General features: G+C 58.5%; 21 protein-coding genes. 11 read left to right on the top strand and 10 right to left on the bottom strand.

Translation table 11 applies throughout. The features are described 5' to 3' along the window. The first annotated feature begins 551 nt into the window (after positions 1–551). Positions 552–1,466 (top strand): LCP family protein, encoded by a 915-nt coding sequence (locus tag HMPREF2857_RS11280; protein ID WP_246819580.1) that lies wholly within the window; start codon positions 552–554, stop codon positions 1,464–1,466. 104 nt (positions 1,467–1,570) lie between these two features. Here HMPREF2857_RS11280 and HMPREF2857_RS02510 read toward each other — a convergent pair whose 3' ends face one another. From HMPREF2857_RS02510 to HMPREF2857_RS02495, 4 genes are all read right to left on the bottom strand, one after another. Beyond that, a complete protein-coding gene (locus HMPREF2857_RS02510; RefSeq protein WP_070642595.1) occupies positions 1,571–2,488 on the bottom strand; it encodes a DUF5926 family protein in 918 nt (305 codons plus the stop codon). Positions 2,489–2,536: 48 nt separating this feature from the next. Further along, a complete protein-coding gene (locus HMPREF2857_RS02505) occupies positions 2,537–3,415 on the bottom strand; it encodes a hypothetical protein (protein WP_070642593.1) in 879 nt (292 codons plus the stop codon). A 127-nt stretch (positions 3,416–3,542) separates the two neighbouring features. Next, positions 3,543–5,504, bottom strand: a complete 1,962-nt coding sequence (locus HMPREF2857_RS02500) for a pyruvate kinase (protein ID WP_083310486.1) — start codon at positions 5,502–5,504, stop codon at positions 3,543–3,545. Positions 5,505–5,643: 139 nt separating this feature from the next. After that, positions 5,644–6,591 carry an L-lactate dehydrogenase gene (locus tag HMPREF2857_RS02495; protein ID WP_070628400.1) on the bottom strand — a complete coding sequence of 316 codons (948 nt, stop codon included), beginning with the start codon at positions 6,589–6,591 and terminating at the stop codon, positions 5,644–5,646. Positions 6,592–6,701: 110 nt separating this feature from the next. On the opposite strand from HMPREF2857_RS02495, the gene HMPREF2857_RS02490 reads away from it, so the two are divergent. The 3 genes from HMPREF2857_RS02490 (at position 6,702) to HMPREF2857_RS02480 (ending at position 10,427) form a co-directional block, all read left to right on the top strand. After that, on the top strand, positions 6,702–8,678 hold the full coding sequence (locus tag HMPREF2857_RS02490) for an alpha/beta-hydrolase family protein (protein WP_070642697.1): 1,977 nt from the start codon (positions 6,702–6,704) through the stop codon (positions 8,676–8,678). Between the two features lie 136 nt (positions 8,679–8,814). Then, positions 8,815–9,411, top strand: a complete 597-nt coding sequence (locus HMPREF2857_RS02485; protein WP_005510435.1) for a superoxide dismutase — start codon at positions 8,815–8,817, stop codon at positions 9,409–9,411. Between the two features lie 170 nt (positions 9,412–9,581). Beyond that, on the top strand, positions 9,582–10,427 hold the full coding sequence (locus HMPREF2857_RS02480) for a crotonase/enoyl-CoA hydratase family protein (protein ID WP_070642590.1): 846 nt from the start codon (positions 9,582–9,584) through the stop codon (positions 10,425–10,427). A 4-nt stretch (positions 10,428–10,431) separates the two neighbouring features. Here the strand turns inward: HMPREF2857_RS02480 and HMPREF2857_RS02475 are convergent, their stop codons facing one another. Beyond that, on the bottom strand, positions 10,432–12,252 hold the full coding sequence (locus HMPREF2857_RS02475) for a ribonuclease H-like domain-containing protein (RefSeq protein WP_070642587.1): 1,821 nt from the start codon (positions 12,250–12,252) through the stop codon (positions 10,432–10,434). Positions 12,253–12,425: 173 nt separating this feature from the next. On the opposite strand from HMPREF2857_RS02475, the gene HMPREF2857_RS02470 reads away from it, so the two are divergent. From HMPREF2857_RS02470 to yidC, 4 genes are all read left to right on the top strand, one after another. Beyond that, complete coding sequence (locus HMPREF2857_RS02470; protein WP_049190917.1) at positions 12,426–13,205, top strand: DUF6474 family protein; 780 nt, start codon at positions 12,426–12,428, stop codon at positions 13,203–13,205. A 160-nt stretch (positions 13,206–13,365) separates the two neighbouring features. Then, positions 13,366–15,123: an alkaline phosphatase D family protein gene (locus tag HMPREF2857_RS02465; protein ID WP_246819579.1), complete on the top strand. Its 1,758-nt coding sequence runs from the start codon at positions 13,366–13,368 to the stop codon at positions 15,121–15,123. Between the two features lie 348 nt (positions 15,124–15,471). After that, entirely contained in the window at positions 15,472–15,825 is a 354-nt protein-coding gene (locus HMPREF2857_RS02460; protein ID WP_069359719.1) for a histone-like nucleoid-structuring protein Lsr2, read from the top strand. A gap of 196 nt (positions 15,826–16,021) precedes the next feature. Next, the gene (yidC, locus tag HMPREF2857_RS02455) at positions 16,022–17,380 is read left to right on the top strand and encodes a membrane protein insertase YidC (RefSeq protein ID WP_070642585.1); all 1,359 of its coding nucleotides are present in this window, start codon (positions 16,022–16,024) and stop codon (positions 17,378–17,380) included. Between the two features lie 53 nt (positions 17,381–17,433). Here the strand turns inward: yidC and HMPREF2857_RS02450 are convergent, their stop codons facing one another. The 3 genes from HMPREF2857_RS02450 to HMPREF2857_RS02440 all read right to left on the bottom strand — a co-directional run bounded on the left by HMPREF2857_RS02450 (position 17,434) and on the right by HMPREF2857_RS02440 (position 19,969). Continuing rightward, complete coding sequence (locus HMPREF2857_RS02450; RefSeq protein ID WP_070642582.1) at positions 17,434–18,054, bottom strand: TetR/AcrR family transcriptional regulator; 621 nt, start codon at positions 18,052–18,054, stop codon at positions 17,434–17,436. Between the two features lie 377 nt (positions 18,055–18,431). Continuing rightward, positions 18,432–18,725 carry a GlsB/YeaQ/YmgE family stress response membrane protein gene (locus tag HMPREF2857_RS02445; RefSeq protein ID WP_049171710.1) on the bottom strand — a complete coding sequence of 98 codons (294 nt, stop codon included), beginning with the start codon at positions 18,723–18,725 and terminating at the stop codon, positions 18,432–18,434. A gap of 344 nt (positions 18,726–19,069) precedes the next feature. Beyond that, positions 19,070–19,969, bottom strand: a complete 900-nt coding sequence (locus tag HMPREF2857_RS02440; protein ID WP_005510554.1) for a universal stress protein — start codon at positions 19,967–19,969, stop codon at positions 19,070–19,072. 297 nt (positions 19,970–20,266) lie between these two features. Here HMPREF2857_RS02440 and HMPREF2857_RS02435 point away from each other — a divergent pair, with 297 nt between their 5' ends. The 3 genes from HMPREF2857_RS02435 to HMPREF2857_RS02425 are packed head-to-tail and all read left to right on the top strand — an operon-like array spanning position 20,267 to position 24,757. After that, positions 20,267–21,298, top strand: coding sequence for a pseudouridine synthase (locus HMPREF2857_RS02435; protein ID WP_070642579.1), 1,032 nt, complete (start codon positions 20,267–20,269; stop codon positions 21,296–21,298). An 18-nt stretch (positions 21,299–21,316) separates the two neighbouring features. Continuing rightward, complete coding sequence (locus tag HMPREF2857_RS02430) at positions 21,317–22,111, top strand: ABC transporter ATP-binding protein (protein ID WP_172954627.1); 795 nt, start codon at positions 21,317–21,319, stop codon at positions 22,109–22,111. A gap of 21 nt (positions 22,112–22,132) precedes the next feature. Further along, entirely contained in the window at positions 22,133–24,757 is a 2,625-nt protein-coding gene (locus HMPREF2857_RS02425) for an ABC transporter permease (protein WP_070642577.1), read from the top strand. Between the two features lie 112 nt (positions 24,758–24,869). On the opposite strand, the gene HMPREF2857_RS02420 is transcribed toward HMPREF2857_RS02425, so the two are convergent. After that, on the bottom strand, positions 24,870–25,313 hold the full coding sequence (locus HMPREF2857_RS02420) for a DUF2871 domain-containing protein (protein ID WP_070642574.1): 444 nt from the start codon (positions 25,311–25,313) through the stop codon (positions 24,870–24,872). A 90-nt stretch (positions 25,314–25,403) separates the two neighbouring features. After that, a complete protein-coding gene (locus HMPREF2857_RS02415; protein ID WP_168165021.1) occupies positions 25,404–26,159 on the bottom strand; it encodes an SDR family NAD(P)-dependent oxidoreductase in 756 nt (251 codons plus the stop codon). Positions 26,160–26,359 lie beyond the last annotated feature (200 nt).

Here is a 26,359-nt window from a genome sequence, read left to right as displayed (position 1 = left end):
CCAAGACTTGTATTGCTGTCTCGGTTCTCTTAGTCCACTGTCGTTGCCTATTCTTTATTGGTATGGAAGGCAACTTCGACGACTCGCGCATTGCCCGCGACCGATACGGTAGGCCGCTTAAAGATCGCTATGGCCGCCCCATCTACCGCCGTGTGGACGAGGCGTCGCCGAAGCATGCCGGCCCCCGTGAGGCCGATTCGCGTGGCGCTTCACGACGCCCCATCCCGCCCCGTTCCGACCGCCCATCTAGGGCAGGGGCAGCCCGCCCAGCGCCTATGCCTCCGCGCAGGTCTAGGCCGCAACCGGAACGTCGGCAGGCGCCACTGAACGAAACGCGCATTGAGTCCCGTCCACCAATGAACCGGGCCGGTAGCGGACGCGCTGGCAGCGATCCGCGGTTTCCCCCACCCGGATATAATCCGGATGCGGATTTCCAATCTTCCTCGCGCGGCTCGTCACAGGACTACTACAGTGCCCCACAAGCAGCGAGTTCTGGCCGTGGTGGACGCCGTGGCAGTCGTGACGGCGCCGGCGTCAGGTCTGGGTTCCGCATGCCACGCTTGCGACTGCCACGCTTGCGCTTTAAATCCATCATCCTGCTTCTCGTCATCTTCCTTGTCGTCACGATGGCACTTGTCGACATCCGCCTGACCAGGGTCGATGCGTTCTCAGATCTGGCAGACCGCCCTGCCAATACGATGTCCTCCAACTGGTTGCTCGTCGGTTCAGACTCTCGTACGGGCCTGTCAGAGGAAGATGCTGCCAAGCTGTCGACGGGCAGTGGTGATTTCGGCCAGCGCACCGACACCATCATGATTGCCCACATTCCGGTGCTCGGTAAGCCGAAGTTGGTCAGTATCCCGCGTGACTCCTTCGTGGATATCCCGGGCAATGACAAGAACAAGATCAATGCGGCATTCGCATTTGGTGGCCCCCAGTTGCTCATCGATACCGTAGAGAAAAACACTGGAATCCACATCGACCACTACGCCGAAATTGGCTTTGGCGGTTTCGCCGGTGTCGTCGATGCTGTCGGCGGTATCGAGATGTGCCCTGAAGAAGCCATCGACGATCCGCTGGCGGGCCTGAATATCCAGGCCGGTTGCCAGAAATTCGACGGCGCGGGCGCCCTGGGTTACGTGCGCACGCGTGCTACCGCCCAGGGAGACTTGGACCGCGTAGAGCGGCAGCGTGAGTTCATGAGCGCGCTGATGGGACGGCTGAAATCACCTGCGGTATGGCTCAACCCCTACCGCTGGATTCGCCTGGCCAATGCTGGCACTAAGGCCGTGTTCGTCGGCGATGGTGACCATGTCTGGCACCTGACCTGGCTGATGTTGCGCATGCTCTTCGGTTCCGATTCTCTTACCGTGCCCACCTCAGGCGCCATGGACACCGGTTATGCGGGCAATGTGCTGCTCTGGGACGAAGTCGAAGCGCCAGCACTTTTTGCGGAGCTGAGATAGCCAAGAGGGCAGCTAAAACAGCTTCGGATAGCTTTCGAGACAACTAACGCGTGTGACTTAGCATTTTGCTGAGCCACACGCGTTAGTTCTTAAACCAGCTACGCCTAGTTCCGAATGGTCACCTGACGGGACACGATGGTCTCACGGGACTTGCGCTCTTCGGCGGTCAGCGGTTCTTCGCTGGCCAGCGCCTCAGCGATACGCTTGTCGGCCTCTTCCACGGCGGCAATCCAGTGGTCGTGCGGCTTGGTGTTATCCAGGTCCCAGACCGGCACCAGCAGACCATCGGTGCGGAAGACACCAGCGAACTTGGTGCCCTCTCCCAGCGAAAGGTTGTCCGCAGCGTGCACGCGTGCCAGGGCGTCCAGCAGTGGCCTTTCATCTTCGCGGCGCACCCAGCGGATGTGGGCGCGCTCGCCCGGATCAATCCACCACACAGCACCAGCGACCTTCGCATCCAGGCGGTATGACGGGAGAATCGCGTCGTTAGCCACGGCCAGGTTCTGCTCGATCATCGGGGTGCGTTCAATGCCCTTGGGAATCCACCACTCGAAGTCCTGGTGGACCTCCAGGTTGTCGAGATCCACGGCGGTCAGGACGTCGGTAAGCGGTGCGGCCTCGCCGTCAGTGGCGGCGGAGAGCTGCTGGCCCGGCTCTGCGTCACGGGCCCATGCCAGCGCACGGGAGAGATCCGCAGCGCCATCATTGGTCCGAGCCTGCGTCTGCAGCGCGACGAAAGCCTCATTGCCCTGGTCAGCGGCACGCGTCAGGGCAGCAACGCCACCTGGCAGCACGGTGCAGAGCTTGATGTCACGCTCGGCGTCAGCGACCGTGACCGGAATGACCACAGCCGGAGCGAACTCGCGGACAGCCACGATGTCAGCCTCTTCGTCGAAGTCCTTGAACGGACGCGGATTGCCCAGCAGCGCTGCACGCTCAGCAGCGCGGGCTGCCAGCTTCGCCTGACGACGGCTCATGCCCTCCGGGGCCTGATTATTCTTCTTACGAGATTTCTTTCCCACAAGGCCACAGAATACCTATTCGCTCTCCGTAATTCGCGACTGCCTGGGCTACTTATAAAAATCGTCGACGAATTCGCTCGCCGTTCCTTCGAAAAGCTGCTTGTCGACGGCCATTGCGCCCGTCTCCCCTTGTTCATCGGTAGCTTCGCTGGGGATGAAGCCCTTGGACCAGAAACCGGGCTGGGTGCGTTCGCGACCGGCCCCAACGGGGATGTTGCGATGCACTTCCTCGGGAGCCAATATGTAGCCGAGTAGCCGCGCAGTAAGGGCAGTCGTCACACAAGCTAGAACGGTGATGATTCCGGCCTGGAAGTACGTCCGGGACACGTCGGCTGCGATAAACCACCCCACTGCAAGTGGCCACAAAACGCAGGCCAGGTACCAGATAAAGCGACCTGGCCCCATTACGGCAGTGACTCCTGTTTCAGCCAACGCGACCACGGGCCCCGTGATGTTGCGCACTGGCCACATGTGCATCGTGCGCACATCCGTTGCCGTGCGCGACAGCAGTGGGCGAGCATACGTTGCGCGGTCACGCAGCACCTGGAGGGTCTTGTAGACCGAAAAACCCAGCCCAATGAGGGAAACCATTCCGCAAAGACCGAAAGCCCATGCTCCAAATTCGCCGAGGAGGGAAACCACCAGGTCCTGACCGGGGCTCAGGATGCTCATCCAGACGAAAACGGTAAATGCGGCGAATACTCCGGCGCCGCCCATCGCCCATCGAAAGACGCTGTCCGCGCGCTTGCGAACAATCTCATCGGCCTTCCAGCGCGGCGTCGCACCCGTGATGGTCGAATCCGAGGTATTCGGCTGCCAGCTCTGCTGCGGTGGCAGCACCACCTGAGGTGGGGACTGCTGCGGCTGCTGCTTTGGAGACTGCGGCGGCACAGCCCACCCCGCGTTTTCTGCCTGTTCATTAGACATTTTCCGCAGGGCTCCTCTCTCGCGTCTCTCTCGCGCGGCTGGCTTCTTCCGCAGTCTTTTCTCCAACGGCGTTTTTTGGGTGCGCTCCCCTAACCTACCTAAACTAGCCCGGCCACTAACCCCGCCACTAGTCCGACCAGCTGCGAATCTTCCGCAGCATGATGCGGCTCTTACGCTGCGAACGGCCCATCTTCCGGGCCAGGTTGTTCAAAATCGCGATGGCCTCGGTGATGTGCGGCCCCTTGTTCAGCATCACGCACTCGGCACGCAGGGCGAAAGCCGCATCGGTAATCTCCGCGCGGGACGGCAGGCCAGCCTTGGCCATGTTCTCCAGCACCTGAGTACCCAGAATGGTCGGCACTCCGGCTGCCTGCGCCAGCGTCAGAATCTGGCCTGGAACCTCACCCATTCGGTCGAAGCCCAGTTCCACAGCCAGGTCACCACGAGCAATCATCAGGCCGGACTTGGCGCGCTTCATGCTGGCGATGATGATTCCCGGCAGATTCTGGAATGCCGGAATAGTCTCAATCTTCAGCACAACACCTAGGTCCCGAGCCCGCGATGCCAGATCCTCGCGGCCTGCAGCCTCATGTTCTGTCGCAATCTCATCGAGCACCTTGTAGACGTACTCAGCATCCTCCTGCGTGCGAATAAAGCTCACCGCAGCAATATCCGCGTGCTCCACTACAAAGCGCAGATGCTCAATGTCTTCGTCGGTAAGCGAATTGAGCGGCAGGTCGGTGTTCGGCAGGTTGATGCCTTTATGCGCCGCCAACGGCTGTCCGTTCGGCTTGGTGCGCTGGACACGCAAGCGGGCATCGACGTGGCTATCCTCGCTTGACGACGTCTCGGAGACCTCAACCACCTCAGCGCCGAGTGCACCGTCGTCGAAAAGCACCGGGTCGCCCGGCTTCAGAGCCGCCACGGCAGACGGCAGCGAGCAGGAGACTCGTGGAATTTCATCCTCGGTGCGTGGAATGGTGGTGATTTCCTCGCGGCTGGTGAGAATGAACTCATCCCCAGTGTGGAAACGCAGCTTTTGCACGGTCGGTGGCACGCCGCCAGCACGTGTGACCTCGTAGTTGCTGCGCAGGTGTGTGCCCTCGGCGATCCAGGCGTTCTTCTCACCCTCGGCGAGCACCGCCTCGACCTCGCCCTCGACGTCGGTGTCGATGCGCACAACGGTGAAGTGACGCTTCGCTGAGCGGGAGTCATGCAGCGTAATGACATCGTCAAGCTGCAGCTGTTCCAACCATCCCTGATCTGCTTCCAGTGGCAAAGCAGGACGCCCCGGCAAATCGTTCGGAGCTGGCTTGGGGTGCCCATCCAGACGTGGAGTCAGCCAAATCTTGGACTTGGAGATGACCGTGCCGGCGTCGTCACGCACAACGCGGGCGCGACCCACGCGCGGCCCCGGTTCGATATCGCCTGTGCGCAGCTTCGGGCCAGCCAGATCCATGGACACAAAGATGCGGCGGCCGGCCTTCTCAGCTGCAGCATTGACGTTGTCAATCATGCGGCGCCACTGCTCAGGGCCGTCGTGGGCGCAGTTGATGCGAGCGAGATCCATGCCGGCAGCAGCGAAGCTCTCCACCAACTCTGCGTCGTCGGCGGCCTCGGCGGGCAGGGTCACCATAATGTGCGAAGTGACATCCGCGCGCTCCTGACCGAACAGCTCGGTGGCGTTGTTATCCAGGGCAATATCCGCGCGCTCATCATCGGCAATAATGCGGGCGACATCGATATCTGAGGTGCGCCCCGCCAGGGCCAACAGCGCGTTGAGGGCAAGTTCAAGGCGCCCCCGGGTGAAAGTCTCCACCGTGGTCAGACTGGTCACGCCGAGGTCGTGCAAACTGTTTTGCAGCTCACGGATGTCAATTGTGCGCAGGTGCGCGTAGTGCAGTAGGTTTTCCGCGTGCCGACGGCGCTCTTCCGGCACCTCTGCGAGCAGTGCAGATGCCTCCACCGAGACGTCGTCCAACTCTGTAATCAAATCAGTGACCTTGCTGATGAGGTCATCCAGACGCGGTACGGCCGCGCCGCTTTCAGTGTTGTCAGTTGCTGTGTCTTGAGGGCTCTGCGCTGCCATAGAGAAGGCACTCCTGTGGTTTAAGACGAAGCGTTGGCCAGAGTCGGCCACGCGGGCCAATAGAAGGTGGGCATTCTCATTCTCAAATGAGACGGCCGAAAGCGCATGTCGAGAAGACATGCGCTTTCGCTACCAGCAGTTACTTCCAGAATGGATCCTGCACATCTCGGAGCGTCTGAACGGACTTGTCCAACTGCTTCTTTTCGTATTCGTCCAGCTCAAGCTCGATAACGCGGCGAATTCCTCGGCGGTTCACAATGGCTGGTGTTCCGATGAACACGTCCTCATGGCCATATTCACCTTGCAAGTATGCGGAGACCGGCAGAGCTACCTCTTGGTTTTGGAAAATGGCGCGCGTGATGCGGGCCAGCCCCATACCGATTCCGTAGGAAGTGGAGCCCTTGGCATCGATGATCTCGTAGGCGGCATCACGGGTTCGGATGAAGATGTCCTCCAGCTCGTCGTGAAGCGCTGGGTCGGCGGCGAGACGCTTGGACAGACCGACACCTGCAACGTTGGCGCTGGACAACACCGGCAGCTCGGAGTCGCCATGTTCACCAATGATGTATGCGTGCACGCTCATCGGGGAAACGTCGTAGTATTCACCCAGCATGTAGCGGAAACGTGCGGTGTCCAGGATGGTGCCGGAGCCGAAGACACGGTTGTGTGGCAGCCCGGAGTACTTCCACGCGGCGTATGTGAGTACGTCGACGGGGTTGGAAGCAATCAGTAGGAGCCCATCAAAACCGCTGTCCATAACGGAATCGACGATGGACTTCATGATTTTCATGTTCTTGTCCACCAGCTGCAGGCGAGTCTCGCCCGGCTTTTGTGCCGCACCTGCACAGATAACCACCAGCGCGGCATCGTCACAGTCGGCGTACGTGCCCTGGGTGACTTTGGTGCGCGACGACGCCCACACCACGCCATGGTTTAAGTCCATGACGTTGCCCATCGTCTTCTTCTCGTCGATGTCAATGATTGCCAAGTGGTCGACAGTGCCCTGGTTGACCAGCGAGTACGCGTATGCCACGCCGACGTCGCCAGCGCCGATCAGCACGACCTTATTTCCTGTGGATAGCTTCATAGCCCTCGGATCCTTCTCAACCGATTCGGAAACGTTGCGACACCCCACAGGCTACGCTTTGTGCGGAAAACTGGCGCGGGATGAATAACCCCCGTGGAAAAAATTTTGTCATGATGGGAGTCATGGGATTCCTGCGTCGCGCATTTACTTCGATTGCGCCCTCGATTGCGTCTACGGGCGACACACCTGTAGCTCAGCCAATCGAAACCGCCAGGACAGTGCGAGCTGCACGAGCAGCGCGAACAGGAATTACAGGAGTCGCTGGCACAGCTGGCATGGCCAAAGCGCTGGGCGCAGTCGGCACCGGCAGCCTGATGGCCGCGAAAGTCTTTCGCGAACGCCTCCTAGGTACCGGCCCTGGCACTATCCGCAGCGCACTGCGGGCGGGCATCCCCTCCAACCCTGGTCTAATTGGTGCAGAAATTGCGTCATGGGCTGCCTTTAGCCCCTCGCTGATGCCGCGCACTCGGACCGCCACCGTTACTGTGACCTTCCTGGCACAGCTGGCGGGCCATGTTACCGGGGTGGCCATCGGCTATGGCTACAACACGACGATGCGGCGTCTGGCCAGCACTTCGCTCAGCCGCTTTGCGCTGGCACCTCGTCACGAACGCGCACTGGCCGTGACCTGGCACGTGGCCACCACGGCCACCACCGCGGCGCTGTGGCTGCGCTCCATTTCCCAGCAGCGCGAAATTGGTCGCCTGGTGGGCAAGGATGAGCAGGAATCCGCACGCAGCCAGTTCGCCTCCACAATGATTGCCAGTGGTCTTTACCTGACCACTCGGGGGCTCTCCGCGCTGGCCAACCGCGGCTATGACCTGCTGCGGGACAACCTCCGCCCCTGGCTTCCTCGCGGTCTCGCCCCGGTTCTCAGTGGTGCCATCGTCGGTGGTGCTGTGGCCGCCAGCATTGACCGACTGCTTATCCGTCGGACTTTGGAGTCCATCGCCAAGAAGTCCCGCTACCTGAATACCCTGGTCGTTCCAGGTCGCATGCAGCCGTGGGAGCCGGAACGTTCTGGAAGCCCATGGTCTCTGGAGCCGTGGTACGCACTCGGTGCCGAGGGTCGCGTCTTCGTCGCCGAAGGCCCCCGTGCCCGAGATTTGGCAGTGGTTACTGGCAAGCCGCTCTCCGAACTGCAGGAACCCATCCGCATTTATGCGGGCAAGGTGCAAGGCCGTTCTCTGCGGGAACAGGCGGAGCTCATCATCCGCGAGATGCACCGCACCGGCGCGTTCCGGCGCGATCACCTGGTTGTCTTCACCACCACCGGCACAGGTTGGGTGCCACCGTGGTCGGCACAGGCTGCAGAGTTCTTGACCCTTGGCAACTGCGCCACTGTCGCTCTGCAGTACTCTGACCTGCCCTCCCCTGTGGCGTGGCTAACGGACCACGAAACCCCAATCGCAGCTGGCCACACTCTTATCCATCGGGTGTTGCAGGAAGTCGACAAAATGCCGGAAAACGACCGGCCAAAGGTCTACGTCGCCGGTGAATCCCTCGGCGGGTTTGGCGGTCTCGGCGCGTTCGAGAATTCCGCCGACATGCTCGCACGCGTCGACGGTGCTGTCTGGACTGGCACACCGCAGTTCTCCGCAATGTGGAAAGAGCTGACGCACCGCCGGACAAAGGGATCCCCGGAAATCGCTCCGATCATCGACGAGGGGCGAAACATCCGCTTCGCTACGCGCCCCGATGAGCTGTACCACTCCTTCTATGGCACCAAGTTCGGGCCGTGGGAATTCCCGCGCGTCGCGTTCCTGCAGCATGCCTCTGACCCCATCGTCTGGTGGGATTACCCGCTGGCCTGGCGCCGCCCCGACTGGCTTGCAGAGCGCGTCGGCCGCGACGTTCTCCCCTCCATGCGCTGGCACCCGTTCGTCACCTTCTGGCAGGTGCTTATCGACGGCCTCGCCTCCGTCACCGTCCCCGGTGGTCACGGCCACCGGTACGAGGAAGAAATGCTGCCAACGTGGGCTTCCATCCTCGACATTCCGCTTGACGACGACCTGGGTGGCGCGGCCGGAATGCGCTTCAAGCGCGTGAGTAAATGGATTCGCCGCACTCAGCCGCCGCGTTCATAAACTTGTGACAGACACCTCTGAACAGCATTTTTTACGAATTTCGCATTAATTGTATTGCTTAAATGGTTGCGCATCCGCTCATCTTGAGTACCATCGACGGCACAACCTAAAAACGTGTTGAGGAGGAATTTTTCTAATGACTAAGTACGAACTTCCTGAGCTGGATTACGCTTACGACGCTCTGGAGCCGCACATCTCCGGCGAGATTATGGAGCTGCACCACAGCAAGCACCACGCTAATTACGTCAACGGTGCCAACGCTGCACTGGAGAAGCTCGCCGCTGCTCGCGAGTCCGGCGACTTCGCAGCTGTTACCGGCCTGTCCAAGGACCTGGCCTTTAACCTGGGTGGCCACACCAACCACTCCCTGTTCTGGAAGCTGCTGTCCCCGAACGGTGGCGGCCAGCCGACCGGCGAGCTGGCTGAGGCTATCGAGCGCGACTTCGGTTCTTTCGAGAAGTTCCAGGCTCACTTCAACGCTGCTGCTCTGGGTCTGCAGGGCTCCGGCTGGGCTGTTCTGGGTTACGACACCATTGCAGAGCGCCTGGTTATTGAGCAGATGACTGATCAGCAGGGCAACCTGTCCATCAACCTGAAGCCGGTTCTGCTGCTGGATATGTGGGAGCACGCTTTCTACCTGCAGTACAAGAACGTCAAGGCTGACTACGTCAAGGCTGTCTGGAACGTCTTCAACTGGGATTACGCTGCAGAGTTGTTCGCAGCTGCCAAGTAATCTCGGCTAACAGCGCGCGACTTTTTACGCGTCCCTGCCGCGCGCTAAAGATGGCTTACCGGCTCGCTGACGGGGCTTACTCTCAGCGGGTCGGTTTTTTATGTCTTGTTTGAGACCACTTTTGGTATTTCCCGGGCGGCACACGTAGCCGTCGTTTAGCGTTAGTGCCCATGAGCACCAGCAACAATGTCAACGTCACCTATGAACACCTCGCCGTAGCTGATTCAGAGGCGGCGAAAATCGCTGTCGTCAGTTTGGACCGCGGAGACAAACTCAACGGTCTAACACTTGAGATGCTGACCGAGCTGTCCGCCGTCGCCCGAAAACTGGCAACTGACCGTGATCTGCGCGGCGTGATTCTACGTGGCGAGGGCAAATCGTTTTGCGCTGGGCTCGATTTCGCCTCGGCATTTAAGAAGCCCTCGCGCATTCTGCGCTCATTTGTTCCCGATATCCACGGCACGAACCTGTTCCAGCGCGCCTGCTGGGACTGGCGAGGCCTGCCGGTGCCGGTCATTGCGGCGGTGCATGGGCACTGCTACGGCGGTGGTCTACAGATTGCACTAGGTGCTGATTTCCGCATTACTACGAGCGATGCCAAGTGGTCAATCCTCGAAGCGAAGTGGGGACTGATTCCGGATATGTCCGGTATGCGAACCATCCTCGATGAGGTCAGCGCCGATACTGCACGTTGGCTGACCATGTCTGGCGAAGAACTCAACGGCAAGGAAGCAACTGAGATCGGTCTGGCGACGTGGGCCGTGGACACGGAGGACGCTGCACTCAAGCTGTCCAAGGAGAAGTTGGCACAGCTGGCGACACGCTCGCCGGATCAGCTGGCGGCGACGAAGCGGCTTTTCCGCGATGTGCACCGATCGCCTCGCTCAACATTCCGTGCCGAGCGCACACAACAGTTGCTGCTGTTAGCCCGCAAGAACACGGCCATCATTCGCAATGCTGCGATGAAGAAGGTCTCACCTAAGTTCGCCCGGCGCGGCACGTGGACGCGTGGTTAGCGCGCTAAGGAACCGGCAGGTCATCCCCATGCGGCAGATCCGCGGCCGCACGCTGTGAATCCAGCCAGTCGCGGACGTGGGCTACCGATCGGCAGTCATCGCCGTTGTAGCGCAGTAGCATAGCGCGCGCCTCGGCTTGCGTGAGCTTTTCAAAGGACTGTTCCGCGACAAAGTCGAGGTCAGTGGCCGTCGCAATGCGATACAGATCCAGCGATGCCTCGCCGTCAACATCGGCGTCGCGCCAGTGGAAGCCCGACCACGGGGCCACGATTTTCAGCCCCATGCCGACGGTGGAGAGGATCTGGCGACGGGCAACCTTCAGCATGTCCACCCAGTCCTCCGAGGCAATGAACTTGTCCACTTCTTCGCGGGTCGGCACCCGCACAATCTTTGTCGGGCCAGCTGCCTCGAAACCGGAACCAGCCACATCACCTGTGGCCAAATCCGCCGAATCTGCGGGCACCACATATTCCTGGCCGCCGAACCGGGTAGCGCTCTGACGTAGCCAATAGTTCTCGCCCTCTGCCGCCCAGCAATAGGCGCGGAAGGTCTTGCCTTGTTCATGCGCCGCATTTCGACGCCGCATCAGGTAATCCCAGAAAATCGCAAAATTCCTGGCCTCCGCCGTGCCGCCGAGCCCCTCTGGCCCCGGTGGCTCCCAGGTGATGAAGCCACGGTAGTCCTCCCCGGGCACCCAGGTTCCCCACAGGTAGGCGCCATCGTTGGGATACGCCTCCATATCGATGTCCATCTCGACATCGCCACGCGGGGCCGATGTCTTAGCGGCTACCCGGAGCGCGTCGACGTCGGCAAGCCGCGCCCTCGCCATCCACACCTGCTCCTTGCTGACGTGCGGAGTGTTGGTACTGGCCTGCGCCAGTGCCGTGACTGTGTCGATGCCCACACTGCGCAACCGCATGGACTTATCGCCAGGTAGGAGGAGGGAAATATCGTCACTTGCGGTCAGCTCATCCAAGCAAAGGTCGTGGTGACGGCAGGTTCGGCACTCCCGGATGCGCCGTGGCGCCAGCGGCCAGGTCCCTGGCGTAAACCGTGACGGTCGCCCCTGAGTGGCAGCGACGGCATCACGCGCGTCGCGCAACGCCATCCGGTACGAGGCCACGCGCGAACCCTCATCAGCAATGACGATATGCCGTGTATCCAGATTCATTCCGGTGGCACTAATCGCCCCCACCAGGCCACAGGACACGCCCAGCCGGTGCAGCATCGCCGCCGCCTGCCCCAGCTTCACAGCATCAGGTCCGTAATGCCGTAGCTTCCACTCATCCGTGACAACCATCGCCTGACGCAGGGTCCGCCCCATCACACCATCACGCCCGAGCCGGTCAACGCCCAGCAGTCGTACCTGCATCGCCGCCGCACGCGCCGCATTGCTTGACGACGGCTTACGCCGCCGGCCCTGTTTGCGCGCAGAGAGCAGATGCCGTGTGACAACCAGGACCGGCATGTACGTCGGTGAGGTCGTCTGCGGTGAATCATCGACCTTGACCAACAGATCAGGGTGGCAAATCTCGTCGATTCCCGAGTACACCCCGCCGGGAATCGGGCGCTCATGCATGAGCACGCCACCGGCGATGACGCTTTCTCCACGGGCGATGGCCTCAAGGGTATCCAGGTGAGCGTCCGGCCCCGAGGCCACTGTGTACAGGTCGGGGATGGACGCGATGGACGTCGGCAAGCGGTGCTCTTGGTGAGAAGCAGGTTCGACTAGCCGCCCCTCGCGCAGGTCGAGGCTCAGCCGGTAGCGGCAGCCGATGAGGTCGCTCGCGTGGAGAAGCGGGCGCGAAACGGATGAATCAGTCACAATGAGAATTAGCGTATCGCCACTCGGTAGGAAGTTTCACGTTAAGCTTGGATAGCAAGAATCGTGATGCAGCCACTGCATCTGGCAAGCGCACTCCGGCGCGGTGGGGTTTAAGGGTTTTCCGCCCCGCTTTTCCGGAGGGACTATCTGCGAGCAACTAGGCGAAGGAAAAAATGAGCTTCTTGGGTGACATCCGTGAGCGTCGGCGCGAAACCGCCAAGCAGGTGAAGGCTGCCAAGGCGAAGGCCAAGGAAGAGGCTCGCCACGCAGCTCGACTTAATCGCAAGGCACACAAGGCTGAGGTCAAGGCCGCTAAGCGCGACCAGAAGCACCAGCACAAGCTGGAGCTGAAGGAGGCCGCTGGCCGCGTTCGTTCTGAGGAAAAGCTCGGTAAGAAGGAACTCAAGCTGGAAAACCGTGCTCTGAAGCGCGCGGAGAAGATCCGCAAGGCAAGTGCCAAGGACGAGAAGAAGGCGCTGGCTGCCAAGCAGCGTCACCAGACCAAGATGGCCGAGAAGATCCTGGCACAGCAGCGCAGCCAGGGCTTCAACAAGGACAAGGCAAAGTCGTGGATCGGTGGCGCGCGCCTGCTGGTACCGGTGCTGGTTCCGCTGGCCTACCGCGCTATCACTGCCATTCAGCGCCGTGAACACTCGTCGGCCGCGCAGAAGTTCGGTGTTTCCGCTAATGATGCCGCTCGTTACCAGGGGCACGGTGCACCGCTGCTGGCCCGCATTGAGGCTACTCGCGGTTCGCTGACGGAGCTGCGTAAGTCGGGCGCCAAGGGCACCGATGGTTTTATCAAGGACGCCAACTCGCGTCTGGATGTCATGACTGATGCTATTAATACTGCCGAGAAGATGACCCCGGAGCAGCGTCGTCGCGCGCACCACTCCATTACCGCAGAGCTGGATTCGCTGGACCGCCAGATTATTTCGGAGCTGGGCGCGTAAACCCGGCCGCTTCAGGTTGAGGCCACTCGCCGAGATTCATCGAATTGAGCGCGACTGTTGTTGAACAGCAACAGTCGCGCTTTTGCTCTTATTACCCCCGTATCGGGCTATTTTTTCCCACCAATGGCGCTACGGACTGAGAACTACTGTAATGAGGGCTATGCCATCTTCAGATAAATCTCAGACTGCAGCCTCGAATCTGAACGGTGCGGTCTCGTACAGCGACGCAACAGCCCAAAAGTCATTCACCCCTTCTCGTCGTGCCGTACTGCGTGCCGGCGCTACCGGTGCTGCTGCCGGAGCCATCGGCCTGGCAACCGCTACCAGTGCGGGGGCCAATCCTGAGTCACAGTCCCCAGCTAATGCTGGCGGTTCCGGTGGTTTTCAGGTATTCCAACACGGCGTGGCCTCTGGCGACCCACTGCCGGACTCGGTTCTTATCTGGACTCGTGTGACCTCACACCCAGGCGATACCGCAGGTGCAAACCAGGGCCGTCCTGTTGCACTGAAGTGGGAAGTCGCTTCTGATGAGGGCTTCGGCAACATCGTTGCCTCTGGTGCCCTGAACACCGACCCGGATGCTGACAACACTGTCAAGATCGATGTCAAGGGTCTCTCCGCTGATTCCTACTACTTCTACCGCTTTACCGTCACCGCTGGTGATCACGCGGGCCAGGTTTCCCCGATTGGCCAGACTCGCACTGCGCCGCCGGTGAACTCCTCGCCAGATCACCTGGGCATCGCGCTGACTTCCTGCGCTAACTGGGAAAGTGGCTTCTTCTCCGCTTACCGCGACATGGCGGAAAATGACCGCATCGACATCATTATGTGTGTCGGTGACTACATCTACGAGTACGAGGCCGGTGGCTACTCCGGCAAGGGCCCGGTTCGTGACCACAAGCCGGCTCACGAGATCATTTCTCTCGCTGACTACCGCCTGCGCTACGCCACCTACCGTACCGATGCGGACCTGCAGGAAGCTCACCGCGCAAAGCCGTGGATTGTGACCTGGGACGACCACGAGGTCGCCAACGATGATTGGCACAGTGGCGCTGAGAATCACGACCCGGAGACCGAAGGCGACTACATTGCCCGCCGCGACGCCGCTATCCAGGCTTACCTGGAGTGGCTGCCGGTTCGCGCGGTCCCGTTCTCCCAGGGCGGAAAGCTCTACCGCAGCTTCCGTTTCGGCGATCTCGCCGACCTGACCATGCTGGACCTGCGCACCTACCGCGACCAGCAGCTGAAGTTCATCCGCGCTGGCGAGACCGATGATGAGAACCGCTCCATGCTCGGCTCTGAGCAGTTCAATTACCTGCTCGGCCAGTGGCGTTCCTCGAGCGCAAAGTGGCGTGTCGTGGGCAACTCCGTCATGTTCACTCCGGTGCTGGTGCCGCCGCTGGATCCGGAGGCCACCCGCGCTGTCACCGAGCTGCTGAGCTTGCCTCAGGACGGCATGCCGTACAACTTGGATCAGTGGGATGGCTACGCTGCTGAGCGTCGTAAGCTGATCGACATTATGGGCAAGGAAGGCTACGACAACGTTGTCTTCCTCACCGGCGATATTCACTCCTCTTGGAACTGCAACGTACCGAAGGTTCCGGGCGAGTACCCGAGTGCCGGCATTGCCGCTATTGAGATTGTCTGTACTTCCGTCAGCGCCCCGAATATCGATGACATTGTGAAGCTGCCTCAGGACAACCCGATTTCCTTGGCTGCTACCGCTGGACTCAAGGCTGCGAACCCGTACGTCAACTACCTCGAGTTCGACCGCCACGGCTACACTGCCGTCTACTTCGGCCGCGAGGACGTTACCTCTGAGTACCGCCTTGTCGAGGTCAAGGAAGAACCGGACCAGCCGCTTTTCGTCGCCGCTACCTACCGCGGCAAGCCGGGTCAGGGCATGACCCAGGCTTAAGCGCCTTCTCGTCCTTTCGCTTTACGACGACTACCGAGTGCGCACCCCGCATTGCGCCCTCAGTGACGTAGTTGCTGTTCACGACGGCCCTGCACAACATGCAGGGCCGTCTTTTTATTACCCCAAGTTCTTGTGCACAATTAATCGAATTATTAACAAACCATGTATTCAATATAAGTTGCACAATCAAGCTAAATTATCGTCAATAGACATTAAATTTCTTTGCACTTATACTGTGGGGGAAAGAAAATAGGGCTTGATATTAATTTGAAATTTCACCGTATTGAAGTTTCACCGTAAGCCTTCTTCATTATTACAAGTTCAGCACCAAGCTTAGGCAGGGATTCTATGGCACGCCGCGAACTAATTCAGTACATCGACGACCTCGATGGGACTCCACTTGATTCCGCAGACCACCAAGTCGTTCGTTTCTCTTTCCGCGGTAAGAACTACATTCTCGACCTCTCTCAGGAAAATGCAGAGAAGTTCGAGCAGGTATTAGAACCGTATATTGCGAAAGCTTCCATTGATCACAGCACGGTTGTAGCTCCGCGTAAGCGCTCTTCCGCTAATCCCAATGCCGCTGAGGCCCGTGATCGCAATCGCAAGATTCGCCAGTGGGCACGAGAGAATGGCATGGATGTTGCAGACCGTGGTGCGCTGCCAAAGCACATTATTGAAAAGTACGAGAGCGCTAACTAGTTCTCACCCAGCTCCATTTGCCTTCCACTGGGTTTCACCCAGGTTTACTATCTTTAAAACAGGGTCCCGCCACAGCGGGGCCCTGTTTTAAAGTTGGGGCAGGTAATTCGAGTCGCTAGGATAGCGGCTGGAATTGGCACACCGGCCTCATCCGGTTGTCTTACTTTTCTTATCCTTGACATGGAGGAGTCGGCCCGTGGTCATTTTGGAACCATTTGTTTGGCTGGTCTCGTTTGTCCTTAAGGCGTGGCACCTTTTACTGGCCTCAGTATTTCACCTGCCGTCTTCTCTGTCCTGGACGCTTTCTCTCTTCCTGCTGGTGTTTACGGTGCGTGGCGCTTTAGCGTTTCTCGCGTTCCAGCAATTTATCTCGGCGCGCAAGACAGCCAACCTACGGCCGCAGCTTTTTATGCTCAAGGAGCGCTACCGCAGGAGCATCGAGCCGAACTCGCCACAATACGTAAACTTTGCCAGCAAGGAAATGCGCAAAGCAGAGGGAATTAAGACCTCCGTAATGCTGGCGCCCCTCTTCGTCCAGATTCCCGTGATTATGGGCCTTGTTCGCATGCTGAGGCACATGCTGCGGGCGTCTGAGGGGCCTGGGCTGCCTGCGTCTCATAATGTCGGATTCATCTCTAAGGATGAGATCTCCGACTTTCTGAGCGCGACATTCTTGGGACAGCCTCTACCCGCATATCTGCGCATGGACCCGGCGCAACTGCAAATCCTCGGGGGCAATCATGATTCGCTGTTAACTTTCTGCATTATCGGCATCGTGGCAGCGGCCTTTTTCACCGGTTTTAACTTGGTCATTTCCTACCGCCGGTTGCAGCGCACTCTCGACTATTCCAATAGCGTCAGTGTATTCCTCAGCAAGTTCATGCGCGTAATGCTTATCTACGCACCGCTGATGATCCTCTTCGCGGGGTTCTTTGGCCCAACACCTGTGGCTCTAATTGTCTACTGGGTCACCAATAACTTCTGGACACTGACCCAAAATATTATTCTCACCCGCTATGTGGAAAAAACCTACCCGCTCACAGACGATTTCCGAACTCTTCAAAACCACCAAAAGGGTGAATACGAATCGGAGCGGGAGGAAAAGAAGAAGTTAAAGCAGGCCAAACGTCACTTTTATATCAAATCCGCATTCGCTCCGTGGAAGATAAAGCAGTTTAAGAGCGAATATGCCGCTATTGAGAAGGAATCGCGGGACCGTCGTAAAGCAAAGCAGGACGAAGAATATGCCCAGGCTTTGAAAATTGCGAAGGTTCGCTACATGGTGACCCAGATGCGGCCTGGTGCTCAGGACAATTTGCCGTCCCTGACGCAGGATATGAAAATTTCCTCGGGTATAGTTCCGCCGCTTCCCGGCCTGGCTAAAGTGCGGGACGACATGAAACGACAAGCCGAGAAGGCTCAAAAAGCACAGAAACGGCCGAAGCCAATTCTGATTGCAAAGAACCTGGGAATGCTACTCGGCCAGAATACGAAGAATATGGTTAAGAAAGCCACCGGCTCAAAGGAGTCGGACTGGAAACGCTTCCGAGATTAGCCCGTGAGTAAAAAGGCGAGAACTACGACGCGTTAAAAAAGGGAATTAAGTATTTACGTGACCAGGTCACGGGCCAGGTCGCGCGCCATCTGCAGCGGGTTCAGGTCTTTGGACATCTTGGCACCCGCGAGGCCGCCGTCGAGGTAGAGCAACAGCATATTTGCGTGAGCGGACGGCATACTAGATTCATTTTCAGTCAGCAGCGTATGTAGCTGTTGCCACACCCAGGAACGGTGATCGGCTGCGGCCTGACGGATGTCCTGCTCCGACTCCGTTTCCGGCCGCGGATATTCACTAGCCGCATTCTGGAAGTGTGAACCACGGAAGTCGATTGCCGGCTGCTCCGCAATACACTGATCAAAGAAAGCGAGAATCTTCTCCGCCGGGGTATCCAAAGAGGCCACTCGCTGCTCCCAAGCCTCCCGCCATTTGGCGTCAAGGTCTTGCAGATATGCGATGACTAGCTTGTCCTTGGATCCAAACAACGAGTACAGGCTAGCTTTGGCCACATCAGCTTCCCGCAGGATGCGGTCAATGCCGACAACGCGGATGCCCTCCGTTGTAAACAGAGCTGTCGCTGATGCCAGGAGGCGCTCCCGCGGACTGGGGCGGTTACGACGGCGAGAGGAAGCGCGGCCGCCTTTTGCGCCCTTGCCCGTTGTCGCTTCTGCCACGGCAGTACCTCTCGTCCTTCCAAAGTCACACCTCGTTCTAACAGCTGCTTACTCGCAAATACCGGCGTTTGCGCCATTGCTTTCAGAGTACTGAACAGGGCGTTCATAGTCTGTGATATTCCATTGTAGGCGTATCTGCGACTGTGCTTTTGTAAAAGAACAAACTAGTCAGTCTTTCAGCCTCTAGTCCTACTTTAGCGTGCGATGATTGCCGCCCCCAACAGATGTCGCGACAATCGCAGAACGCCAACGTCACGACAACCGCACAACAAAAAAAGGGCATCTCAGTGTTGATGAGATGCCCCGCGCTCTAGCTCACTATCCAATAGATAGCAGCGTTACGACGCTTCGTGCATAGTCGCGCTGTTTTGCTTGGCTTACTTGCGCTTTTGAACCAGGCCAACAATCCACAACAGGATCACGGCGCCGAGCAGACAGGTGAGGAAGCTGAAGAACTTTCCGCCACCGGCGACATCAACGCCGAACAGGGTGAGCAGCCAACCGCCCAAGAAACCACCGACGATACCAACGACGATATTCAGGACGACGCCCATCTGTTCATCGGTGTTCATGATCTTAGAGCCGATCCAGCCGGCAAGACCACCGATGATAATCCAGCTGATGAAGCCCATCGTGGGACTAAAGGAGGCAGCAAGAAGAATCTCGTTCATGATAGATATTCCTTTCCCGAAATCGTTCTGACTCAACTATAAGTCTTTCCGAAAACTCTTGCATACACTGCAAGCACTATCAGGCCATTTCGGCCACTGAGAAACTAGCGAGATAACAGTCGGATAGCCACAGGAAAACTCTTATAAAATCTGCACTTTCTGCATGAAAACAGGGTTTATGCAGACGAGAGGCCTCATTTAGATAAACCGAAGCCGGCCCCGACACCTGTCGGAAACCGGCTAGGTTCTACTTATAAATATTCGGTAACGGTTTCTACTCTCGGCGCTAACCGCGCCTCGACGACCGCCGCCGGCGTCTTTTCTCAGCCCCCTCGAAGGGCGCTTTAGGCGTCAGTCTCCGGGCGGACGACCATCATCGGGCAAGCAGCCGCCTGCAGGAGTGCACGCGAAGTGGAGCCGAGCAGCATGCCCTTGAAACCTCCGCGGCCGTGGCTGCCGACGACCAGCAGCTGCGAGCCTTCCGAGGCATCAGCCAGAGCACGAACCGGGCGGTCGCGGGTAACAACCTTCTTGATGGCCACTTCCGGGTACTTCTTAGCGTACTTCTCCAGACGGTGGCCGAGCAGAGCCTTCTGCTCCTCTTCCACAACCTGCCACTGGCTCTGAGCTGCAGAAAGGCCAGCCAGGGAAGCCTGTACCTGCATATCCATCCAGGTATGAACTGCAATCAGCTCGGCACCACGGGCATCGGCCTCACGGAATGCGTACTCCGTTGCCTTTTCGGAAATATCGGAGCCATCGACACCGACAACGACAGGACCGTACTTGGTCTCATCGGTTACCAGGTTGTCCTCGCGGACAACAACAACCGGGCACGATGCGTGGGAAACAACAGCGGCGGAAACCGAACCCATGACCATGCCAGAGAGCCCACCCAGACCGCGAGAGCCCATAACCACCATGGTTGCCTGCTCAGACAGGTCGAGCAGCATGTCAATCGGGCTGCCCTCTTCAATCTGGTGGCTGACATCTACTGACGGTGCGAAGTCGAGGGCAATCTTCTTGGCCTCGTTAATCTTCTCCAGGGTCTCGGCCTCAAGATCGTCGTAAAGCTCCTGCGGCGGAACCATGCCCTCTGCGTAGAGGAACTGCGGCATGGAGTAGCTGCTGACCAGACGGAGCGGCTCACCGCGCTTCACTGCGGTGTTAGCGGCCCACTTGACGGCGGTCTTGGATGCCTCCGAGCCATCGACCGCGCACACAATGATGTTCTGCCTTGGCATTGATTGCCTCCTTATTATGCGATCCATAAAAATTGGCTCTCCGCGGCCCGACCGCAACGCAGCTACACCTATCGCACCTGCTTGGACGCCATTTTAATGGACAAGCTTTGCTATTTAGTCAACTCTTCCGAGCCAACCCTTTTATTACTTTCACCTCCACCCTACCCCCATTATATTGCGACCGACAGGGCAGAATGTTGTCCACCTACGCCATTAGGGGCGATACCACCACCGCCCTGCGCCAGCAGCTCCGCTTACCCGCCGGGTGAATCCGGGGCACCTGTTAAAGTCAGCCGTATGCGTCGCATGCCACTGCCCATTCGCGATGGGCTCAACCCATCCCGCATCGCCGCTCCCGGGCGTCGTGGCGATGCCCCCACCCGTGCGTGGGATCTGCTCACAGGCGCTATCGCAGGTCAAACCCACCGCCACCCAGACGATGATGAAGCGGCTGTGGCCAAGCGTTTTGCAGATGGGCTCGTCGTTCGCGCCAACTCAGTGCCCTACAGTCCAGATGACATGGTGAAGCCCGGCGCGGAAATGTGGTTTTACCGCACCCCGGCACCGGAGCGCACAATCGCGGGGCCGATGCCGATTGTCTTTCAAGATGACAACCTTGTGGTCGTCGACAAGCCGTCGTTTTTGGCAACGATGCCGCGCGGCCGACATATTACGGAAACTGCTGTGGTTCGTCTGCGGCGGGAGCTGGGTAATCCGGAGTTGGTTCCCGCGCATCGCCTCGACAGGCTGACGTCGGGGTTGCTCATCTTTACCGCCCGGCGCGAGGTTCGCGGCGCCTACCAGGGGCTTTTCGCATCGGGGGAAGTCACTAAGCGCTATCACGCACTGACGTCGCCTACACCCATCGCTGACGCGGCCAGCGAAGCCCTGCCCGAGACCCCACTGGAATTGCGCACACGACAGCACAAAATTGCTGGCCAGATGCAGGCTTATACTCTCGAGGGCGAGCCAAACGCCCACACCGTCATCGAGCGCATTTCGCTTGTCGACGTGCCTTCGGACGCCGACGGCCTCGCTGCCGACAGTGGTCGCGTTGCGCTGTGGCAATTGAAGCCCATCACCGGACGCACTCATCAGCTGCGGCTGCACTTGAGTGAACTGGGCTTTCCCATCCTGGGTGACCAGTACTACCCGGAGATTCTGCCGCTGGAGGCCGAGAATGCCTCGGAGCCCCTGCACCTGGTCTGTGTAGAAATGAGTTTCGCTGACCCCGTGACTGGTGAACAACGAACGTTCCACTCCCGCCGCAGCGTTTTCAATCCGCTTTCGCTGCCGGATATTAATTCGCCGTTGATCAAATCTAATTAGAAGAGAGCCCCTCCCCCCATGTCTGCCAAGCATGCAAAACGCCCCACCAAATCATCCGCTGAGTCTTCTTTGAAGCATTCCGCCCCACCAGCGGCGGCCTACGCTGAGGGGCTCACCAAGAAGTACGGTGTCGGCAATGCCGCTGTTACTGCACTGGACCATGTCGATATCTCTTTTGCCGCTGGTGAGTTCACCGCGATTATGGGGCCGTCCGGGTCGGGTAAGTCGACATTGATGCACTGCATGGCCGGCTTGGACTCCGCGACGTCGGGAAGCGCGTACATCGGCACGACGGAACTGTCGAAGCTGTCGGACAAGGAGATTACGGCGCTGCGGCGTGACCGCCTGGGCTTTGTGTTCCAGTCCTTCAACCTGGTGCCGACGTTGACAGCGGCGGAGAACATCACCCTGCCTATCAATATCGCTGGTCGTAAGGTGGATAAGCAGTGGTTCGAGGAAATCACCACGCGCCTCGGGCTTAAAGAACGGCTTACGCACCGCCCCTCGGAACTGTCCGGTGGCCAGCAGCAGCGTGTCGCCTGTGCGCGTGCCATTGTCAGCCGGCCGGAGATCATCTTTGGAGATGAGCCGACGGGCAACTTGGACTCGAACTCATCCCGTGAGGTGTTGACGATTCTCCGCGATGCGGTTGATGACATCGGCCAGACCGTTGTCATTGTGACGCATGATGCCACCGCCGCGTCCTACGCAGACCGTGTTGTGTTCCTCGCGGATGGCCGCGTGGTTGACGAGCTTCGCAACCCCACGCCCGCCGATATTTTGGCGCGCATGGCAGATATTGAGAATCTTTAGGAAGGCAGGTCATCTCTCCCCATGGCATCATCGTCTTCCACGCTAAGCCGCGTCGCCTGGCGTAATATCACCTCGCACAAGTTGCGCCTCGTGCTCACAATTATTTCGGTCGTGCTGGGCACAGCCTTCATCACCGGCGCATTTGTGTTCACATCATCGCTGGACAAGGCCTTTAAGGGCGCAATGAGTACCGCTTATGACGGTGTCGACGTGGTGGTGACGGCCCCAGCTGACAATCCCGGTGCTCTCACCGAAGAAACCGCGCAGAAAATCGAAAGCTTCCCCGGGGTCCGAGCCCTCAACATTGGCGATCCCAACAACAGCATTACGGCCACGGGAGCCGACGGCAAGCCGATTCAAACCAATGGTTCGCCATCGATGGGTCTTCCCTACTATCCAGCGGCCGAAGCGGTGGGCAACAAGGTCACGGTTACCGAGGGGCACGCGCCGGAAACACCAGGTGAGGTGGTCGTCAACTCCACTACCGCCGAACTCGGCAACCTCCACGTCGGCACTGAAATCAAGGTGGCCACCCGTCTCGAGCGGGCGACGGTGAAGGTCGTCGGCATCGCCGATACCTCCATCGACGAAACCGGCTACCTCGCGGTCTTTTTCACCCAGAATCAGTGGCGAGAGCTCTACGGCGCGGACAGCCATATGGACATGTTCACCCTCGCCGCCGATTCCACCACTGACGCTGCCACGCTTACCCGTGATGTCGCAGAAGCATTCCCCGAGCTCAAGGTAGAGGCAGGCTCTAAGCTCGCCGACGAGGCCTCCGAACGTGTCTCCTCTGCCTTAAGCTTTGTCAACTACTTCCTCATCGCTTTCGGGCTCATCGGGCTGCTGGTCGGGATCTTCATCATTTCCAATACTTTCACCATGCTGGTCACTCAGCGCATGAAGGAATTCGCTCTCCTCCGCGCCCTCGGTGCTTCACGACGACAGCTCACTGCGTCCGTCCTCTTGGAGGCATTCATTGTTGGCCTCATCGGTTCCGCACTAGGTGTCATCACGGGATTTGGGCTGAGCCAGGGGCTATTCATGCTTCTCGATGCCATGAGTATCTCCATGCCCGGCGATGGCCTGACATTCGAACCGGTGGCAGTCATCGTTCCTCTCCTTGTCGGCGTGGCCATCACCATGATCGCCGCCTGGACGCCGGCCGCCCGCGCTGGCGCGGTCCCTCCTGTAGAAGCCATGCGCTCTGGGGATCAAACAACCAGCAATAGCCTCAGTGCTAGGACGTGGACCGGTACTGTGCTGGCGTCCGCCGCGATCGCAATCATTGCCTGGGCATTGCAGTGGAACGACGCAGAAACCAAGATTCGTGCCGTCTTCGTTGGTGTCGGTGCAGTGATGGCCGTAGCCTCCGTCTGGCTTGTCGGCCCCGCGCTGTCCATGCCTCTGATCGGAGGACTGGGGCGCGTCGTAGGTGCGCCTTTTGGAACCGTCGGCAAGCTTGCGGCGACGAACTCCCACCGCAATCCGCGCAGAACGGGAACCACATCGTTTGCACTGACGCTCGGGCTTGCGCTGGTGACTGTGATTGGCATGTTCGGTGTGTCCATGAAGGAGGCGGTCAATGAGTGGTCAGAGACCAATCTGACGGCTGACTTCGTGCTCTCGCCACCTCTGACCGCACATTCGGCCCTGCCGCTTGGGGTCGAGGATGCGGTGAAGGATATCGATGGTGTCGACGACACCGCAACCTTGTCGATTGGCGCGCTGCTGGTGATCCCGCCTGAAGAAGCCGGCACGATGATAGCTTCCGACGGCGAACAAACTGAAGTCGGACCGGAATCTAGTAATGCGTCAGTTTTCAACTCCAACGTCGGCAAATGGTACGGCACTCGCGCCATACAGGGCTCCCTCGATCTGGCCAAGCCGGATGCGGGAATTGTCATCAGCGAATCAACAGCGAAAAAGAATGGTTGGAACGTTGGCACTGAGCTCGCAGTGGTTTCCAAAGGCGGCATAACACGGCTCCCCGTCACCGGCATTTTTGCTGACACGAATGATCCAGGCCAGTCGATTATGGTCTCCGACGAAGCCGCCCATAAATATGTCAAAAGCAGCCACCTGTTGCCTTTCCAGACCTACGTCGATATTTCTGATTCCATCGCGGCAGACAGCGGCTCCATGGATGAAATGAAGCAAAAGCTTAGCGACGCAGTTGCGGACTACCTCGTAGTACAGGTGATGACTGCTAAGGAGTTTGCGGGTCTGGCTAATGCCTCTATCGATGTCATGCTGGGAATCGTCTACGCGCTGCTGGCCCTGGCGGTCATCATTTCGATTCTGGGAATTATCAATACTGTCGCGCTCTCGGTTGTCGAGCGCCGCCAGGAGATTGGCATGCTTCGGGCCGTCGGCCTGCAACGCTCGGGGATTCGCCGGATGATTCGCCTGGAATCTGTGGAAATCTCCATTTTCGGCGCGGTTGTAGGTATTGTCCTCGGCTTGTTCCTCGGCTGGTCACTTCTAACCGTGCTGAAGGATGAGGGCCTGAATACTATCGCGGTACCGTGGCTGCAGATCGTTCTCATGCTGCTTGGGTCTGCGCTTGTGGGCATTATTGCTGCTCTCGGCCCTGGTCAGAAGGCCGCGAAGACACCGCCCCTGGCCGCTATCGCAAACGAATAGTCGCCGTTATATGAAACCGCCCCGTGCAGATATTGTTTCTGCACGGGGTTTCTATTTCGCCTTATCGCCTACGCTGAATCAGCTATCCGGCTCACGCATTTCCGCTGGCAATTTATACGGTCGCGTTGGCCTTGCGAACCTCGCGTTCTCGATTCTTCAGCGCCTTATTGAGAAGCATAAAGAACCACACAAAGCCGACCGTCAGGATAATGTGGCCGAGCCCTGCAATTCCCGAGTACATCGCACCCCAGGCCTCCGGGCCTGAAACAACGTGCACGATACCGTTAGCCACCATCATGCCAATCGTCCAAACAATGCCGACATTCTGAACGATGAACCAGCGATCAAAGCCCTTGACAGCTGAAATATTGAATTGCCCATCCAATGCCAGCGCAACCAAGAAGAAAATCATGCCAAGAACAAGGAAATGCGTGTGCAGCGTATTGAGCTGCGTTTTATCCCCAAAATCCATCGCACGGGTAAATTCACGATAGAAAACGCCAGAAAACAGACCAAGACCAAGATAGACCGAAGCAGCTGTGAATAACTTACGCATACTTCGTAGCCTACTCAGATAACGCTGGCTTCTAAACGGACCAAACCCAAGGGGTTAAACGAAAGTTTGATTCCGCGAATCTAGACGGCCTCAAACTAACCGCGCGAATCGAGCCAGCATGCGTGTCGGCACAGCCTTAAAAAGGATCATCACCAGGCCATATAGGCCGGGCGCTACCTCCGCCCGACCCCTTTCCGCTGCACGTAACGTGCGCACCACTAGATAATTGAGATTCTGCTCCGGCATAAGACGCAACTTCACCGACTTCGCCTGCTTCACGACGTCCCGGAGAGCGGTGGTCTTAACCTTTCCCGGGTAGCAAATAGTGACAGTTACACCATTAGGTTTTAATTCCTCCCTAAGGCTAATCCCCCAATGCCGAATAAACGCTTTCGATGCTGTGTACACCGCTAGTCCTGGAGTTGGTGCTACAGCTGAGATCGATGAAACGAGAATGATGTGGCCGTTCTTTTCGAATAGATCGTTTAGCGAGTAAACCGCTGCGACCGTACCGCGAATATTCGTCTGTATCATTTGATCAGCCTGCGAAAAGTCCTGGGTTTTAACATCGCCATAATTCGCATACGCGGCATTGAGGATTAAGTAAACTATCGTCGCGTGATGGCGCTCGACATAATTCCGGATTTTATCGCCAAAATCATCATCGGACTGGTCTAGACGAAGATGGCGAAGACGAGGACCTTGGCTCCTAGAGCGCTCAGAGTCCTCGCTGGAAGAATCATCGTTGTAGCTACGAGAAACACACCAAATTTCATCTAGGTCCGGACGTAGCTGCCCGAGTTTATCGGCGAAGACGGCGCCTATGCCCCGAGATGCTCCAGTCACGATTCCCACTCGCATGAATTCCAAGATACAGCTGACTGGGTCGAGCAATTAAAACGGCGACGACGTAGCGTGCCGCATAGGAATAAGCGTAGGAACAGCAAAAAGCAGCACTAAAACGCTAGTTAATTCCGTTTACCTGTGGGTAAAACAAAAGTGAGCCGCAGCACCCAACCCCACACGGGAACTGGCTACCACGACCC

Source organism: Corynebacterium sp. HMSC076C10, from assembly GCF_001812455.1.
GTDB lineage: Bacteria > Actinomycetota > Actinomycetes > Mycobacteriales > Mycobacteriaceae > Corynebacterium > Corynebacterium jeikeium_D.
Note: the sequence above shows the minus strand (reverse complement) of the source record. Positions and strands in the feature narration are given on the sequence as shown.

Excerpts from the sequence above, each read along its gene's own strand:
- HMPREF2857_RS02470 (WP_049190917.1), top strand. The coding sequence starts at position 12,426 with ATGAGCTTCTTGGGTGACATCCGTGAGCGTCGGCGCGAAACCGCCAAG.
- HMPREF2857_RS02480 (WP_070642590.1), top strand. The coding sequence starts at position 9,582 with ATGAGCACCAGCAACAATGTCAACGTCACCTATGAACACCTCGCCGTA.
- HMPREF2857_RS02465 (WP_246819579.1), top strand. The coding sequence starts at position 13,366 with ATGCCATCTTCAGATAAATCTCAGACTGCAGCCTCGAATCTGAACGGT.
- HMPREF2857_RS02500 (WP_083310486.1), bottom strand. The coding sequence starts at position 5,504 with ATGGCAGCGCAGAGCCCTCAAGACACAGCAACTGACAACACTGAAAGC.
- HMPREF2857_RS02420 (WP_070642574.1), bottom strand. The coding sequence starts at position 25,313 with ATGCGTAAGTTATTCACAGCTGCTTCGGTCTATCTTGGTCTTGGTCTG.
- HMPREF2857_RS02435 (WP_070642579.1), top strand. The coding sequence starts at position 20,267 with ATGCGTCGCATGCCACTGCCCATTCGCGATGGGCTCAACCCATCCCGC.
- HMPREF2857_RS02490 (WP_070642697.1), top strand. The coding sequence starts at position 6,702 with ATGATGGGAGTCATGGGATTCCTGCGTCGCGCATTTACTTCGATTGCG.
- HMPREF2857_RS02425 (WP_070642577.1), top strand. The coding sequence starts at position 22,133 with ATGGCATCATCGTCTTCCACGCTAAGCCGCGTCGCCTGGCGTAATATC.
- HMPREF2857_RS11280 (WP_246819580.1), top strand. The coding sequence starts at position 552 with ATGCCACGCTTGCGACTGCCACGCTTGCGCTTTAAATCCATCATCCTG.
- HMPREF2857_RS02440 (WP_005510554.1), bottom strand. The coding sequence starts at position 19,969 with ATGCCAAGGCAGAACATCATTGTGTGCGCGGTCGATGGCTCGGAGGCA.
- HMPREF2857_RS02505 (WP_070642593.1), bottom strand. The coding sequence starts at position 3,415 with ATGTCTAATGAACAGGCAGAAAACGCGGGGTGGGCTGTGCCGCCGCAG.
- HMPREF2857_RS02445 (WP_049171710.1), bottom strand. The coding sequence starts at position 18,725 with ATGAACGAGATTCTTCTTGCTGCCTCCTTTAGTCCCACGATGGGCTTC.
- HMPREF2857_RS02485 (WP_005510435.1), top strand. The coding sequence starts at position 8,815 with ATGACTAAGTACGAACTTCCTGAGCTGGATTACGCTTACGACGCTCTG.
- HMPREF2857_RS02430 (WP_172954627.1), top strand. The coding sequence starts at position 21,317 with ATGTCTGCCAAGCATGCAAAACGCCCCACCAAATCATCCGCTGAGTCT.
- HMPREF2857_RS02460 (WP_069359719.1), top strand. The coding sequence starts at position 15,472 with ATGGCACGCCGCGAACTAATTCAGTACATCGACGACCTCGATGGGACT.
- HMPREF2857_RS02495 (WP_070628400.1), bottom strand. The coding sequence starts at position 6,591 with ATGAAGCTATCCACAGGAAATAAGGTCGTGCTGATCGGCGCTGGCGAC.